A 15,227-nucleotide genomic window follows, 5' to 3' on the forward strand; every position below is an offset into this window, starting at 1 on the left:
CCGTCTCGGTCGCCGTCGCACCGTCGCTTGCGGACGCGGACGTTTCGGACGTGACCTCGACCGCACTCACCGCAACCGTCGCTTCCCACGTCAACGACGACGTTCGCGCCGACCTCGAACACCTCCCCGCCGTCAGCTACTGGGAGAACACCCCCGAGGCCTACCGCGAACTCGCCACCGACGCCGGCTACGACGAGACCGGCATCTCCGAGCGCCGCGAGGCCATCGCACTCGAAGCCTACTACCAGTCCTACAAGGACAAACGTGAACTCGTCGCCGACCTCCTCTTCGGTGACGACGAGGAGACTGACCGGCCTGTCAACGGCGACCTCGCTGCTCACGTCTCCGAACAGTTCCGCGCGAAACTCGATACCGGTCTCGAAACCGCCCAGGAGAATCTGACGACCGAATCCGTCGACGGGATCAGCGTCGCCGTCCTCGATACGGCGGCGTTCACCCACCGCTACAACTTCCCGACGACAACGCTCCTGCTCGATGCGCTGCACCGACGCGAACGCGAGGACGACTCGTTCGTCACCCTCGGTCTCGGCGACGACGAACTCCACGTCCGCGCAACCGAGTCGCTGAACGTTCGTGACCTTGGCGACGCCATCGCCGAGGCAGCCCCCGACGCCGGCGTCCACGTTGTCGGCGGCCAGGACGGTCATATCGAGTTCCTGCCAGGCGAGCGCGACGCCGTTCGCCAGGCGGCACTCGACGCACTCGACGCAACGCTCGCGTAACACTACGTCGACCGCCAGACGGCGCGTCACAACGCAGTCTCGTCCTCCGGACACTATCGGCCGATAGCGACGGCGTCGCGGTGCCGTTCGGCGACGAATCGGATCGACGGCGAGCGGACCCGCACGCAACGGACGGCACAACGTTACGCATCTGAACTCGAGTCGTCGGCGGTTTCGGACTGCTCGAGTTCATCTGGCGACTTGTCGGGCCAGACGACGCTGTCCTCGAAGGGGACGCCGCTACGGTGTGCGGAGCGGGCGATCATGTGTGCGCCGGTCGGAACGGTCAGGAAGAGAAATGCGATGCCGATGAGCGAGGTGAGGCCTTCGTTTCCGGGGCCGAAGGAGACGAAGCCGGCGAGGAAGATTGCGGCGGTGCCAAGCGTCGTGGGCTTGCTCGTTGCGTGCATGCGGTTGTAGACGTTCGGGAGGCGGAGCAGTCCGATCGTGCCGACGGTGAGGAAGAAGACGCCGACGACGATCAGGGCGATGATGAGTGCGGATCGGATCATTCGATGATCTCGCCCTCCGTGACGAATTTGGCGACGGCGACCGTGGCGATAAAACCGATGATGGCGAGGACGAGACTCACCGTAATGAAGAGCCCGCGGCCGGTCTGGAGTGCGAACAGGACGGCAATTGCGACGACGTTCGTGGCGATCGCGTCCAGTGCGACGACGCGGTCGGGTGTCGTCGGTCCCTGAACAACGCGATAGCCACAGAGCAGACAGAGTCCGCTGACGAGGATCAATGCTGTGCGAACGGTCCATTCGAGGACGGCTGGATCGTCACTCATCCTCGTCGGCCTCCGTCTGGCTGTGCTGGTCGTTGGAGTTCGGCTCTCGGTTGGGCATTCTGTTGTGATGGCCGTCTTCGCCTCGGTAGTGGTGGGTTCGTTCGAGTGCAGCGTTCGTGTCGTCGTCCTCGCGTCCGGTGATGATTGCGGGTGGCGGATCGGACGGAGACAGTTCCTCGTCGAACATCTCCAGTGCATAGGTTTCCCAGGTTCTGATGGGGGCGGCGATCGATTCGGGATCGCGACCGTCGATCGCGTGGACGTACAATGCGTTTTCTTCCGGGTCGTGATCCAGGGCGACGGTGCCTGGCGTGAGGGTAATACTGTTGGCGATGAGCGTGATTCCAGCGACGGTCTGGACGCGAAGCGGGACCAGGATTACTTCGGGTTCGATCTTCACCCGGGGAGAGAGGACTCGGTAGGCGACATCGAGGTTTGCACGGACGAGTTCCCACGAGAAGGCCGCAAGGTAGCGGCCGGCGTACGGTGAGGCGTGGCCCAGCCGACCGAGATCGGTGTACTTTCCGTACAGACGCCGGAAGAGGAACGCGATCGGGAAGCCGACGACGATGCCGGCCAGGAACTGCCCGACGAGCGCCGCGGGTGCGAGTTCAATGCCGCGGACGAAGATCCAGAGCACGGCGAAGACGATGCCGGCGACGGGCCAGGTGCGGACGGTCATGGGAGTTCACCTCCATCGCTGGTGTTGATCGTTCCAGTTCCGGGTTCCGTTTCAGGTTCAGTACCCATTCCAGTTTCGCCTCCGCCTCCACCTGCGCCTGCGCCTGCGTCCACATTGCCGCCGTCCACGCCGGAGACCGTCTGGTTTGGATCGACGGCGTCGACGTAGCCGTCGGTATCGAGGGCGGCCGTGGCGGCGGCGTCTGCGAATCGGTAAATCGGCTCGAATCCGATGCCGACGGCGACGATCGTCACAGCGAGCGCGAGGAGAACGGCCACCTGAACCGGGTCGGCGACCGCGTCTTCGACCGCGGGTGTTCGTTGTCCCCAGAAGCTTCGGTTCCAGGCCCGCGTTGCGTACGCGATCGTCAACAGCGAGCCGGCAAGGAGGAGCACGAGCACCGACATCGATCCCGCCTGGGCGGCGGCGTCGAAGACGAGGAATTTACCGAAAAAGCCCGATAGCGGCGGGATGCCGACGAGCGCGAGCGAGCCGATGAAAAACGCCCCAGCGAGGAGTGGTGAACGGCTTGCCAGGCCGCCGAGGTCGGCGAGACGGCTCGTTCCGGTCGCCGTTCGGACCGCCCCGACCGCGAGAAAGAGCATGCCCTTCGCCAGGGCGTGGTTGAGCGCGTACACCAGTGCGGCGACGATCGCAATGTGGCGAATGTCCGGAACCGTCGTCGTTGCGGCGATCGCGACCGGAACCGCGATGAAGCCGACCTGGCCGATGCTCGAGTACGCGAGGACGCCCTCGAGGGAGTCTCGGCCGACGGCACCGAGTCCGCCGACGAGGATGCTTGCGGTTCCCATGACGAACAGGACGGCACCGATGAACGCGAGCGGCGAGTCGCCCGCGAGTATCGTGCCGACGGCCGGGATGGCGAGGTTGACACTGATCTGGGCATCCGCGAAGACGGTGAACGAGAGCCGAATGATAGCGTAGATGCCGACCTTCTTGGTCGCACCTGCGAGTAGTGCGGTGATCGGGGGCGGAGCGGCCCGATAGGCGGTCGGGATCCAGAACTGGAAGGGGACGAGCCCCGCTTTGATCGCGAACACCGACAGGAGAAGGCCGAGGAGGCCGACGACCGGGCCAGGGTCGATCCCGTACGCTGCGGGCGCGGCGAGTCGACGCGCGAGATCGGCCATGTTGAGCGTCCCCGTCGTCGCGTAGATGCCGCCGACGCCGAGCAGGAAGACGGCGCTGGCGAGCAGGTTGAGCGCGACGTACCAGAACGCGGCGCGGGTGTGCTGGGGGCCGCCGTAGTAGGCGACGAAGATGTAACTCGCCATCAACATCACCTCGAACCAGACGAACAGGTTGAACAGATCGCCGGTAAGGAACGCGCCGGTGACGCCGAGTGCCAGGAAGTGAAACAGCGGAAAGTAGTAGCTGCGCCGGTCGAGTTCAGGGAGGACTCGGATCGAGAAGATGAGCGAGGCGACGCCGATCACGGCGACCATCGTCAGCATAAATGCCGAGAGTCCGTCGGCGACGAGCGTGATTCCAAAGGGGGCCGGAAGCCCGCCGACCTGATAGGTTGCAGCGCCCGGCGCGTCGGGTGCGAGGACGACGTACCAGTCGATCGCTGCGACGGCGACGAGGTAGGCCGCGCCGCCCGCGAGGCTGACGCCCGCTCGGGCGCGGGGGCGAGTTCCGAGGAGCAACGTGCCGACGGCTGCGACGAGGACGATCAGCATGGGAGCGATCACCAGCGTCGATTCCGCGCCGGGAGACAGCGTCTGCAGCACCATCCCGTTCACTCGCGATCACCCAGTTCGGAGGCGTCGAGCGTGTCGTGTTCCTCGTAGACGCGGTAGGAGAGCACAAGTGCGAAGGCGGTCATGCCAAAGCCGATGACGATGGCTGTGAGGACGAGTGCCTGCACGACCGGATCGGTCGTCTCGGGGACGCCCTCGCCGTGGCTGGCGAGGATCGGGACGGTCTCGAAGCCGCCGAGTTCGATGCCGCCCATCGCCAGCAGGTAGACGTTTGCCGCCTGGCTGACGATGGCGAGTCCCCAGACGACGCGGATCAGGTCGCGTCGAAGGAGGAGGAACGTCCCGAGTGCAAACAGTGCGCCGACGACGAACGCGAGGACGAACGCGCTCATTCGGCACCCACCACCGAAATAATCGTCAGCAGGCCGCCGATGACGACGCAGTAGACCCCCAGATCGAACGCCAGCGCGCTCGCGATTTCGAGGTGATGGTAGAGCGGCACGCCCTCGAGAACGATGTACGACTGCGATAGGAAGGGGTGATCGAGCGCAAGCGGGACCAGCCCGCTGCCGACGGCGATCGCGAGGCCGACCGTAAACAGCCGGCGGTAGGCGACGACGACGCGATCGCGCGAGGGCGTCTTTCCGGGATCGACATCGCGGCCGAGGACGCCCCGTTCCAAGAAATCGAGGCCGAACGCAATGTAGACGATCACGAACGCGGTCGAAGTGAGGACGCCGGCGATGAAGCCGCCGCCGGGGAGGTTGTGCCCCTCGATAAGCAGCGAGATGGCGACGATCAGAACGATTGGGACGACGATGCGGGCGGTCGTTCGCATGATGACGGTCGTCATTCGGATTCACCTCGGGTCTCGTGGCTTTCGCGCGGTTCGTTCGCACTTCCGCCCTCTGCGTCCTCGATTGCTACTGAACTCTCGTCACTGCGAGTCTCGTCACCGCGTGCGCGCATGACGATGAGCGTGAGGATCGAAATTGCGGCGACGGCGATCACGACGAGTTCACCGAGCGTGTCGAAGCTGCGAAAGTCGACCAGGATCACGTTGACGATGTTCTGTCCGCCGCCCTCGGGAACGGCGTGTTCGGTGTAGTAGCGCGCGATCGCGCTCTCGCCGACGGGTCGGGCGTCGGTCGTGAGGAGAACGGTGATGAACGCGGTTGCGCCGACCAGGACGGAGAGGGCGGCGTCCCGAGCGATCCTGCCGAGACTGACTTCGTAGTACTCCGGGATCTCTTCGACGACGAGCAGGAAGATCACCAACACGAGCGTCTCGACGACGAGCTGGGTCAGTGCGAGGTCGGGCGCGCTGGCGAGGATGTAGAAGATGGCGATCATGAATCCGAGGATCGAGAGCGTGAGGATGCCGGCGACGTGCGAGTCGGCGGTGACGACTGCGAGGCCCGCGACGACTGCGAGGGAGAGGACGAGTGCGGCCGGGATCGGAACGTCGAGGCCGGCGAGCGCGGTGGGGATGGCGGCATCGGTCGCGACGAAGCCGGCGAGTGCGAGGACGCAGGTAGCGGTGAGCGTCCAGGTTGCGTACGTCCGGAGCAGGCCGTTGTGAACGCGTGATGCGAGCCACGCACCGTCGTCGGTGAGACGTTCGATGATTGCGTCGTACCACCAGTTCGCGCCGATCGGCGGGACCGTTCGGGGAATCGATCGGATGCTGCGGTGAATGGAGTCGTAGAACGGGTACGCAAGGACGCCGCTGCCGATCGCGACGGCGCTCATCCCGACGGCCGGCGAGTATGATGTCGGGAGCCCGACGTGCATCTCGTGGGTCCCGGGATCGACGGCGGTCGCGTCGATGCCGGCCTGCACGATCGCCCGAACCGCGAGTTCGGGATCGATGCTGACGACGGCCGTCAGTGCGGCCAGGACGGCGGGGGAGACGAGCAGTATAACTGGTGGCCGATGAACGTGATCGAGCGAGTCGGGTTGGCGGCCGAAAAAGAGCGCGAGGAAGCGAAGCGAGTACAGGACGGTGAAGATGCTCCCGAAGACGGCAACGACCGGGTAGAGCCAGTCGAGCGGGCCGAGGTCGTGGTGGTGGCTCGCTTCGACGGTCGCCTCGAAGAGAAGTTCCTTCGAGTAGAAGCCGCTGAACGGCGGGATACCGCCCATACTGAGGGCGACGATAGCGGTGAGAAATGCCGTCACGGGGAGGTCGTGTCGGAGTCCGCCGAGTTCATCGAGACGCCGCGTCCCCGTCTCGTGAGCGATGATACCGGCGATCAGGAACAGGGCAGCCTTGAAAAGCGCATGGTTGAACAGGTGAAAGACACCGGTTTCCGCGCCGACGATTGACGTAAATCCGAAGCCGGCGATCATGAGTCCGAGGTGACTCGCCGTCGAGTAGGCGAGCAGTTCCTTGATATCCGTCGCGGCGACGGCGAGAAGGGCACAGATCGTCATCGTCGCTAAGCCGAGCGTTGCGAACAGCATCACCCACTCGAGGCTCGCAAACAGCGGGCGAATGCGGCCGACGAAGTAGACGCCGACTTTGACCATCGTCGCGGAGTGGAGAAAGGCCGAGACGGGCGTCGGCGCGGCCATCGCGTTGGGGAGCCAGAAGTGAAGCGGCACCTGTGCGGATTTGGTTGCCGCCCCGACTGCGAGCAGCCCCAGCACCGGAACAAACAGGCCTGCTTCTCGCAGCGCGGTCTGCATCTCGTCGGGTCGGTTGAGCATTGCGGCGAGGTCGAAGGCGGACGTTCCGGGACCGACGACGTCGCCCGCGACGAACGCGAGCAGGAGAAAGCCGACGAGCACGAACAGCCCGCCGCCGACCGTCACGAGCATCGCCATTCGGGCGGCGTACTGCGAGGACGCGTCATCGGTGTGAAAGCCGATCAGCACGAACGAACAGAGGCTGGTGAGCTCCCAGAAGAGGAAGATTGCGATGAGATCGGCGGCGAGTGCGATTCCGATGATCGAGCCCATGAACGCGAGGAGTGCAGCGTAGTATCTGGCGAGTCCGGACTCGCCGTGCATGTACGCCGGCGAGTACAAAAATACGAGCGCGCCGATGCCGCTCGCGAGGAGTGCGAACAACAACGCCCAGCCGTCGACGTAAAACCGGAGCGCGACCTCGAGCGACGGAATCCAGGCCAGTTCGACGGTTCCCTCGGAGCCGTACTGCGTTCCGAGGAGGGCGAAACAGAACGCGGCGACCGCCGCCCCGGCGTAGCCCGTCTTTTCGCCGAGCGATCGGATCAACAGCGGCGTCACACCCGCAACTGCAAACGGCGCTGTGACTACGGCGAGCACGACCGACAGCTCCGGGGGCATTCAGTCTGTTTTGACTACCAGCAGCGCCAACTTAACGATTCACCCGGAACTCGCGATTTTCGACCGACATCAGGGGTGCACTCGCACACGATCCGGTCCAGGTCGACCCAATCCGACCGGAGCGTCCCATATCCGCGGGAACTATTGCCATCTCAACCCCGCGGCTTATCCCGCACCGTCCGCTTGCTCTCCCATGAGTGTCATCGCCGAGTTCACGATCCCAGCGGATGTGTTCGCACTCGGAGAAATGTTCGACCGCATCCCTGCCGTAACGGTCGAGGTCGAACGGCTCGCGACGCACAGCCGAGAGTGGGTCATGCCGTTTCTGTGGTTCACGAACGCCGAAATCGACCCCATCACGACGGCACTGGCAGCTGACCAGAGCATCGTCGGGTACGAGTTCATCGACAGCGAGGACGACATCGTCTATTTCAACGTTCACTGGGACGAGGCGGTCCAAGAGCGGGTCGACGAAATCGTCGATCAACACGGCATCGTTCAGGAGGCGACCGCAGTGGATGGCCACTGGTTCTTCAAACTCAAGTTCGTCGATCAGGCGGCTCTCGAGGACTTTCAACAGTACTTTCAGGACAAGGAGTACTCGTTCGAACTGCAGCGAATCTACGACGGGTCCGCACCGAAAGAACGCGAGTACGATCTGACGAGCGCCCAACGCGCAGTTCTCGTTACGGCGCTCGAAATGGGTTACTTCGACGTGCCCCGCGACGCGCAGATCGGCGATCTCGCAGCCGAACTCGACATCTCCACGAACGCAGTTTCGGAACGCCTTCGCCGAGCAACCAAGAACTTGACGGAAAACACGCTGGTCGTCTCCTCGGAGCAGGCAAAACGCGAAATCGACGACGCGGACTGAGCGCCCCCTTATAAGCACCCTCGAACTCACAGCAGTATTCGTTTCCACGTTCTAACCGATAGTACTGATATGTCGAAGGAGTCGTCGTCGAACTCGTCGGGTGATGCCGAGGATCACGAATCAGGGACAGAGAAGGTTGCTGCCGTCTGTTCGGAATGCGGAACGGCCTACGCGGCCGAGAAGTGGCCCGACGGCAAGATTCTCCTGATCGGACAGCGGACCGGCTGTCAGTGCGGCGCGACATCGTTCGTCGAACTCGACGAAGACGAGGAATTCCCATCACAGGCGAACACAGAGTGATGGCCGCGAGCGAGCGGTAGCGAGTCCGACACGCTTATTCGCGCCGCCCGATGAACGGTGGATAGTGAGTACCGAGACGCCCGACCGCGAGCCGACCGAAACCGAGGCGTTCGAGCGAGTCTGCGAGACGCTCGTCGAGCGGATTCTCGCAGGCGACGTCGAACGCGACGAAGTCGAGAAGGCCAAACTCGAGGCCTGTTCGGAGCACTCTGCACCGAAGGTTCCGAAGAACTCGGAACTCCTCGATTACGCGCCCAAAGAGCACCGCGAGGACCTCGAAACGGTGCTTCAACGCAAACCCGTCCGCACCGCCTCGGGCGTCTCGCCGGTCGCGATCATGACCTCTCCCGAGCGCTGCCCGCACGGGAAGTGTCTCTACTGCCCCGGCGGCCCCGACTCGGAGTTCTCTTCGTCCCAGAGCTACACCGGCAACGAACCCGCCGCCGCCCGCGGCGTGCAGAACGACTACGATCCGTACGGCCAGGTGACGCTGCGCCTCGAACAGCTCCGCGAAATCGGCCACCCGATCGACAAGGTCGAACTCATCCTGATGGGCGGGACGATGACCGCCCGGAGCCACGACTACCAGGAGTGGTTCGTCAAGCGCGCCCTGGAAGCGATGAACGACTACGACGTCGACAAGGAGCCCGAACCCGCGGAGGGCGAAAGCTTCGCCGAGGACCCCGCCGAGTACGAGTTCAAGTATTTAGAAGACGTGATCGCCGAGAACGAGACGGGAGACGTGCGCAATATCGGGACGACGTTCGAGACCAAGCCCGACTGGTGCGATCCAGAGCAGATCGATCGGATGCTCGATCTCGGTGGGACGAAAGTCGAGGTCGGTGTGCAGACGACCTACGAGCGGATCAACCGCGAAATGCACCGCGGCCATGGCGTGCAGGCCTCGATCGATGCCAACCAGCGCCTGCGCGACTCGGCGTTCAAGGTCGGCTTCCACATGATGCCCGGCCAGCCGGGAATGAGCAAGGAGATGTGTCTGGAGGACTTCCGCCGACTCTTCGAACAGGAGCAGTGGAAGCCCGACTACCTGAAGATCTACCCGACGCTGATCGTCCGCGGCACGGCGACCTACGACTGGTGGCACGAGGGCGAGTACGAGCCGCTCGACAACGACGAGGCAGCCGAACTGGTCGCCGAGATCAAGGACATGATCCCCCGCTACACGCGGCTCCAGCGCGTCCAGCGGGATATCCCGGCGGATTACATCGACGCGGGCGTCTGGAAGTCCAATCTCCGCCAGCTAGCCCGAAAGCGCATGGACGACCACGACTGGAACTGCGAGTGTATCCGCTGTCGGGAGGTCGGCATGAACGATGCCGAGCCGAACGAGGTCGACCTTGACGTGATGACCTACGACGCCTGCGGCGGCACCGAACACTTCATCTCCTTCGAGGACTTCGACCAGGATCTGCTGATCGGCTTCTGTCGGCTCCGGTTCCCGAACGACCCCGTTCGGCCGGAACTCGAAAACACCGCCCTCCTTCGCGAACTCCACGTCTACGGCTCCGAAGTTACGATGGGTGAGGCAGGCGAGTCGGACCAGCACCAACACCAGGGCTACGGTCGCCGCCTGATGAACCGCGCGGAAGAACTCGCGGCCGACGCGGGCTACGACAAGGTCAGCGTCATCTCGGGCATCGGCGCGCGGGAATACTACCGGAACAAACTGGGCTATCACCAGGACGGCCCGTACGTAAGCAAGCGCCTATAACGGCCGCTGCGAACGCTATTTTGACTGATTCATCGGTTTGGTACCGGTGTCCGAGACCGTCCGGTTACTGCTGCGTCTCGCACCAGTGAGGACACGGCACGTCGCAGCAGCATCCCGCAAGAACGCCGGTACTCACCCATCCATTCGCGTCAAGTAACAGTAGATATAAGACACCACACATCAACGATTAGAACGGAAGCCACAACGGGCAGACGCGAAATGCCCCGGGTGCTGACACACCCGAGACGTGGCTTCCAAACCCCAGCGAGGGTTTGCAGCCATGTTCGGATTCATTCTACCGGGACATAAACATCCCGCACGACCGACGTATCGCTCGCTTCGAGTCACATTGCCATCGCTCACGGATACAGTCACCATCGCGACTGCCCGCCGGAGGCGACGATGAGGGATGAGAACCCGAAGTCGATCGACGAACCGACTGGTCCCTCGTTGCCCGACTGTCCGCTCTGCGGCCAGGCGGTCGTGACCGTGACGATTCTCGGTCCGACGACGGCAGTTGCAGCTCCCTGCGGCTGTCGCGCGCCGCCGGAAGTCGTGCTCGTCGACCCAGCCGTTGCCTCGGCCAGCCACATCGGGGACGCGCCAACCAATACGGACGCCGGGGGATAACGTCGCGAAAAAGAACGGAACCCGCGCTACGATCGGTGCCCCCGATACTACTGGACGAAAATCGGCGAACGCTCGATCGCGTCCCGCGAACCGTCGCTCGTGAGAGAGTCGTTCGAGTACGATCGATGAGTCAAGGGTTTTCTCCGGCAGTATGGACCGAGACGTGCGGATTACTCGTCTCGCTCCGCTATCGCATCGTCGAACGCCGCCTTCGCTCGCCGCCCGCCCGATTTCACGTAATCGATGTCGACGCCGGCCAACACGAAGTCGAAGCCGCGATCGACCCACCGTTCGATCTCCTCGTCCTCGAACGCCAGCGTCGCGACCGGCTTATCGACTGCGTGGCCTGCCTCAAGGATACGATCGACGGCCGCGAGGAACTCGTCGCTCTCGGTTTCGCCGAAGTGCCCGAGCGCAGCCGAGAGATCCGCCGGGCCGACGAACAGCCCGTCGAGGCCGTCGACGGCGACGATCTCCTCGACGTTTTCGAGGCCGGATTCGGTCTCGATCTGGGCGATCGTGACGAGTTCATCGTTCGCCCGGTCGACGTACTCGGGAAACGCCAGGCCGAACTCGTTGGCGCGGCCGAAGCCGACGCCGCGGACGCCGTCGGGCGGGTAGCGGGTCGCCTCGACGAGCGCCCGCGCGTCCTCGGGCGTGTCGATCATCGGTGCCATTACGCCGTCGACGCCCGCATCGAGGACGCGCTTGATCTCCGTCGAATCGTTCTCCGAGAGTCGGACGATGGTTCCGGGATCGGACGCGGTGTCTGCGGCGTCGACCGCGCGTGCGATCTCCGTGAGCGTCTCGATCGAGTTCGTCGAGTGCTCGCCGTCGATGACGACGGCGTCGAACTCGAGGTGGGCGCTGATCTCGCCGATTGCCGGATCGCTCAGTGCGACCCAGGTGCCGACGAGTCGCTCGCGATTGCGGAGGTTCGAGACGAACGTCATGGCGAAGCGTTGGCCGATCAGCGAGAAAAGGCCACCGGTGGCGGAAACGGGCGGTTCGACCGCGGCCGCTTAGAACCCGAGTTCGTCGTCGATCAACACGAGTTGCGTGCGGTCGTCGACCCGCTCGTACTCGAGGGAGACGAGTTTGCCGACGAGGCTGCCCTGGTCGTAGACCTCCTGTGCACGGGCGTCCTCGAGCGGGAGCGCGAACTCGCGGACGCGCTCGACGGCCGTCTCCCAGTCCGGTTCGATCTTGTTCGTCCCCGCGACGAGGACGAGCGATTCGGCCCCGAACGGCCAGGCCCCGACGGCGTTCCCGAGCGCGTTTGCGCCGACGAGTTCGCCGCTTTCCGCGACGGCGTTGACGCCATCGAAGAAGACGTCGGCGGTGGTCGCCTCGCGGCGGCGGGTCGAGCGCTCGTCGTCGTCCTCGATTTCGGCGAGTGCGTTGCCGACGTAGTCGAAGCCGTCGGCTTCCTCAAGGGTATCGGCGAAGCCGATCTCTTCTAAGGTCGTCGAGTGGCCGTCCATTACCGCCGCACCGGCGGGGATTTGATCGGCGAGGAACTCCCGGGCCGCGTCCCCGTCGTCGAATACGTCGACCGCAATGTTTCGATCCTCGACGTTCGAAACGACCGTTTCGAGCGTTTCCTCGTCCGGGCGGTCGTCGAACCGCTCCTCGTCGATGTCGAGTTTGTCGTCGAAGTCGTCTTTCGTGTGATAGTCAGAGGCCATGGTCGGTGACGTGGCAACGGTTCGGTGTCGATCCGGATCAACGCCCGGCCTGAATACGACTACGGCCGGCGGGAGCCGAGCCGGCTCCGTACTTCTGACCGCGCTCAGTACCCTCTCAGACTGTGCACAGGCCCCTCTCAGACCGCGAGTACTGTATCCACGATCAGCATCAGCGCGAAGCCGAGGATGAACGCCGCCGTCGCGGTGTCGGCGTAGCCGTGGCCGTGGCTCGAGGGCACGAGTTCACGGAAGACGACGGCGATCATCGCGCCCGCAGCGACCGGGAAGAGTCCGGAGACAACCGTGACGAGCCAGAAGCCGGCGGCCGCCGTGACCGGTTTCGGGATTCCGCCGGAAAGGGACGTATAGAGGATCGTTCGGCCCCGAGAGACGCCCGCCCGGACTGCAGGAACCGCCATCGCGAATCCGTCGGGAACGTTCTGGACGGCGATGGCGGTCGCGATTGCAAAGCCGATCGCGGACTCGCCGCTCGCGAACGCGATGCCGACCGCGAGGCCCTCGGGGACGTTGTGGATCGTCACGGCCCCGCCGACGAGCGTCGCCCGGCGCAACCCGTCGCCCGTGAACTCGACGGGATCGCGTTCGCCCGCACCCGGCGCGTTCACCGCCGGCTCGGCGTCGAGCGAGCGGGCGAGCAGTGCGGTCCCCTCGAGACGCTTGCTGCCTCGAAATCGCAGATGGAGGTGCGGGAGCGCGGCGTTCCCGACGAGCAGAAACGCGCCCCCGGCGACGATTCCGACGACGACCTCGAGCGGCGTTCCGAACTCGAGACCGGGGAGGACGAGCGCGAAGACGGCCGCGCCGACCATGATCCCGGCGGCGAGTCCCAGCGCGTTATCGTAGAGCCGGTGGCTCACCCGCTCGGTTAGTAACAGCGGGAGCGCCCCGACGCCGGTGAGTCCGCCCGCGACCGCGGCGACGAGAACGACTTCCGCGAGCGATACCATACCGTTCGTTCGCCGCCGAGGGAAAATGAGTATCCGGCTCGTCGGCGCGCACCGCCCGACTTCGGCCGTCGGACAGTGGTGGATAGCACGGAGGCGTTCGGCGGTGGATAACCCGATTGTACCACCAACATATAATACCGCGCGACCACCGAACTCGTCTATGGCATTCAGCGACCATCTCCTCGATGCCGGCGCGGACATCTGGGACGCACAGAAGCGCCACCCGTTCGTCACCGAACTCGCCGCCGGCACGCTCGAGGAAGCCGCGTTTCGCCACTGGGTGAAACAGGACTACCGGTACCTGCTCGACTACGCGCGCCTGTTCTCGATCGCCGGAACGAAAGCGCGCGACGAGGCGACGATGACCCACCTCCTCGGCGTCGCTCACAACGTTCTGGAGCACGAACTCGACCTCCACCGCGAGTTCGCCGCGGACTACGGGATTTCGGGCACCGAACTCGAGTCGGTCGAGAAGGCTCCGACCTGCGTCGCCTACACGAACTTCCTCGTTCGGACGGCCTACGAGGGCTCGCTCGCAGAAATCGCAGGTGCACTCTATCCGTGCATGCAGGGCTACCTCGACGTGGCCGAGCACATGGTCGAACTCGCCGACGAGGAGCACCGCTACACCCCGTTCATCGAGATGTACACGGGCGAGGAGTTCCGCGAGGCGACGGCCTGGTGTCGCGAGTTCGTCGATCGCTGCGGCGAGCGCTACCCCGGCGAGCAGGAGGCGATGCGTGAGGCGTTCTTGACGAGCGCGAAGTTGGAGTACCGGTTCTGGGAGATGGCCTACACGCAGGAGGTATGGGAGCTGTGAGACGGTGGTAGCGTAGTCTGGTGGTCCGAACGAGAGATCCGATAGCCGGCGTCAGTGTCAGTGTTAGCCCCAGCCCTAGTCTCAGTGTCAGTCCCAATATCAGTCGATTGTAATCTCGAGTTCGAGCAGGCCCAGATACGAGGGCGCGTTCCCGCTCGTTCTGAACTCGGTGGGCGTCGAGTCGACGAGCTGGTAGAACTCGGATTGGGTCGCGGGGTGCATCGTCGAGCCGTCTTCGCGCTGGAGGAACGCCGGCGCGGCCGTCTGGCGGATGTACTCGACCTGTTCCTGCCAGTCCTCGCCGCTGTGCAGGAAGACCCCGAACGAGAACCGCCCGGCGGCCACGGCGTCTTGTTTCGTCTCGAAGTGCTCCGCATCCTCGACCCGGTACTCCTCGTCGCTGAGCCAGGCGAGCGCGGCGACCTCGGGCGTCTGCAGGAGGTACACGTCCCAGGAGAGGGTCTTGTCGAAGACGGCCCACGTGTTTCGCGGCCCGACGGAGTTCACCTCGACGCTGAAGGCGGGCCGGCCCCGCGAGCCGGTCGGTTCGTGGACGAAGGTTGCGTCGTGTCCGGGAACGCGAATGCCGCGGTCGTGGTAGACGACGCCGTCGGCGTCGATAACGAGGTCGTTGCGCTCGGCGAGTTCGTCAACGAGTTCGAGGACGGGGATGCCGCCGGCGTCCTCGAGTCGGTCGAGAACCGGCGGGAGTTCGAGGATGGCCTGCCAGGAACGCTGGTCTTCCGGCGCGCTCATAGCTGCGGGCTGCCTCCGGTTTCGGATGGGACGGACGCAACGGGCGCGACGGTAGTTGCCCTGCGCGTGCCGCAGGTGGCGGTACGCCTTCGGTTTCCGACGGACGGCGGTTCGACGCCGGTGAAGGGGTCGAGCACGGCGTTCATACCGGGTACCAGTGGGTCGGGCGGGATTAGCCTTTCCGACTGTCGGTCGGGTTCTC

The 15,227-nt window shown here is 64.5% G+C and carries 17 protein-coding genes and 1 pseudogene; 6 read left to right on the plus strand and 12 right to left on the minus strand.

All coding sequences use genetic code 11. From position 1 onward, the window contains the following. A pseudogene (locus C484_RS05125) lies at positions 1 to 743 on the plus strand (DNA-binding protein); the annotation flags it as partial. Positions 744 to 886: 143 nt separating this feature from the next. On the opposite strand, the gene mnhG reads toward C484_RS05125, so the two are convergent. From mnhG to mbhE, 7 genes are read right to left on the minus strand one after another with little or no spacing between them, the layout of a single operon-like run. Further along, on the minus strand, positions 887 to 1,255 hold the full coding sequence (mnhG, locus tag C484_RS05130) for a monovalent cation/H(+) antiporter subunit G (protein ID WP_006824883.1): 369 nt from the start codon (positions 1,253 to 1,255) through the stop codon (positions 887 to 889). Beyond that, positions 1,252 to 1,539 (minus strand): monovalent cation/H+ antiporter complex subunit F, encoded by a 288-nt coding sequence (locus C484_RS05135; RefSeq protein ID WP_006108165.1) that lies wholly within the window; start codon positions 1,537 to 1,539, stop codon positions 1,252 to 1,254. The genes mnhG and C484_RS05135 overlap by 4 nt, the downstream gene beginning before the upstream one ends. Then, positions 1,532 to 2,221: a Na+/H+ antiporter subunit E gene (locus C484_RS05140; RefSeq protein WP_006824884.1), complete on the minus strand. Its 690-nt coding sequence runs from the start codon at positions 2,219 to 2,221 to the stop codon at positions 1,532 to 1,534. The genes C484_RS05135 and C484_RS05140 overlap by 8 nt, the downstream gene beginning before the upstream one ends. Continuing rightward, positions 2,218 to 3,978, minus strand: a complete 1,761-nt coding sequence (locus C484_RS05145) for a Na+/H+ antiporter subunit D (RefSeq protein ID WP_006824885.1) — start codon at positions 3,976 to 3,978, stop codon at positions 2,218 to 2,220. The genes C484_RS05140 and C484_RS05145 overlap by 4 nt, the downstream gene beginning before the upstream one ends. Positions 3,979 to 3,983: 5 nt before the next feature. Then, positions 3,984 to 4,337: a sodium:proton antiporter gene (locus tag C484_RS05150; RefSeq protein ID WP_006824886.1), complete on the minus strand. Its 354-nt coding sequence runs from the start codon at positions 4,335 to 4,337 to the stop codon at positions 3,984 to 3,986. Beyond that, on the minus strand, positions 4,334 to 4,798 hold the full coding sequence (locus C484_RS05155; RefSeq protein WP_006824887.1) for an MnhB domain-containing protein: 465 nt from the start codon (positions 4,796 to 4,798) through the stop codon (positions 4,334 to 4,336). Before C484_RS05155 ends, C484_RS05150 begins: the two co-directional genes overlap by 4 nt. Continuing rightward, a complete protein-coding gene (gene mbhE / locus C484_RS05160) occupies positions 4,795 to 7,257 on the minus strand; it encodes a hydrogen gas-evolving membrane-bound hydrogenase subunit E (protein ID WP_006824888.1) in 2,463 nt (820 codons plus the stop codon). Before mbhE ends, C484_RS05155 begins: the two co-directional genes overlap by 4 nt. A 193-nt stretch (positions 7,258 to 7,450) precedes the next feature. Between mbhE and C484_RS05165 the strand changes: the two genes are divergently transcribed. The 4 genes from C484_RS05165 (at position 7,451) to C484_RS22015 (ending at position 10,793) form a co-directional block, all read left to right on the plus strand. Beyond that, positions 7,451 to 8,131: a helix-turn-helix domain-containing protein gene (locus C484_RS05165; RefSeq protein WP_006824889.1), complete on the plus strand. Its 681-nt coding sequence runs from the start codon at positions 7,451 to 7,453 to the stop codon at positions 8,129 to 8,131. Positions 8,132 to 8,200: 69 nt separating this feature from the next. Further along, the gene (locus C484_RS05170) at positions 8,201 to 8,431 is read left to right on the plus strand and encodes a hypothetical protein (protein ID WP_006824890.1); all 231 of its coding nucleotides are present in this window, start codon (positions 8,201 to 8,203) and stop codon (positions 8,429 to 8,431) included. Between the two features lie 64 nt (positions 8,432 to 8,495). Continuing rightward, positions 8,496 to 10,163: a tRNA uridine(34) 5-carboxymethylaminomethyl modification radical SAM/GNAT enzyme Elp3 gene (locus tag C484_RS05175; RefSeq protein WP_006824891.1), complete on the plus strand. Its 1,668-nt coding sequence runs from the start codon at positions 8,496 to 8,498 to the stop codon at positions 10,161 to 10,163. Positions 10,164 to 10,565: 402 nt separating this feature from the next. Then, positions 10,566 to 10,793, plus strand: a complete 228-nt coding sequence (locus C484_RS22015) for a hypothetical protein (RefSeq protein WP_083867291.1) — start codon at positions 10,566 to 10,568, stop codon at positions 10,791 to 10,793. Between the two features lie 170 nt (positions 10,794 to 10,963). Here C484_RS22015 and C484_RS05185 read toward each other — a convergent pair whose 3' ends face one another. From C484_RS05185 to C484_RS05195, 3 genes are all read right to left on the minus strand, one after another. Next, on the minus strand, positions 10,964 to 11,746 hold the full coding sequence (locus tag C484_RS05185; RefSeq protein WP_006824893.1) for an HpcH/HpaI aldolase family protein: 783 nt from the start codon (positions 11,744 to 11,746) through the stop codon (positions 10,964 to 10,966). A gap of 69 nt (positions 11,747 to 11,815) precedes the next feature. Next, entirely contained in the window at positions 11,816 to 12,481 is a 666-nt protein-coding gene (locus C484_RS05190) for a lactate utilization protein (RefSeq protein ID WP_006824894.1), read from the minus strand. Between the two features lie 137 nt (positions 12,482 to 12,618). Continuing rightward, positions 12,619 to 13,449 (minus strand): ZIP family metal transporter, encoded by an 831-nt coding sequence (locus C484_RS05195; RefSeq protein ID WP_006824895.1) that lies wholly within the window; start codon positions 13,447 to 13,449, stop codon positions 12,619 to 12,621. A 160-nt stretch (positions 13,450 to 13,609) separates the two neighbouring features. Here C484_RS05195 and tenA point away from each other — a divergent pair, with 160 nt between their 5' ends. Then, entirely contained in the window at positions 13,610 to 14,269 is a 660-nt protein-coding gene (gene tenA / locus C484_RS05200) for a thiaminase II (RefSeq protein ID WP_006824896.1), read from the plus strand. A 99-nt stretch (positions 14,270 to 14,368) separates the two neighbouring features. Here tenA and C484_RS05205 read toward each other — a convergent pair whose 3' ends face one another. Both C484_RS05205 and C484_RS23360 read right to left on the minus strand, forming a co-directional pair. Further along, entirely contained in the window at positions 14,369 to 15,025 is a 657-nt protein-coding gene (locus tag C484_RS05205; RefSeq protein ID WP_006824897.1) for a hypothetical protein, read from the minus strand. Beyond that, on the minus strand, positions 15,022 to 15,171 hold the full coding sequence (locus C484_RS23360) for a hypothetical protein (protein WP_160164221.1): 150 nt from the start codon (positions 15,169 to 15,171) through the stop codon (positions 15,022 to 15,024). Before C484_RS23360 ends, C484_RS05205 begins: the two co-directional genes overlap by 4 nt. Between the last annotated feature and the right edge of the window lie 56 nt (positions 15,172 to 15,227).

It is taken from the genome of Natrialba taiwanensis DSM 12281 (assembly GCF_000337595.1).
GTDB classification, from domain to species: Archaea; Halobacteriota; Halobacteria; order Halobacteriales; family Natrialbaceae; genus Natrialba; species Natrialba taiwanensis.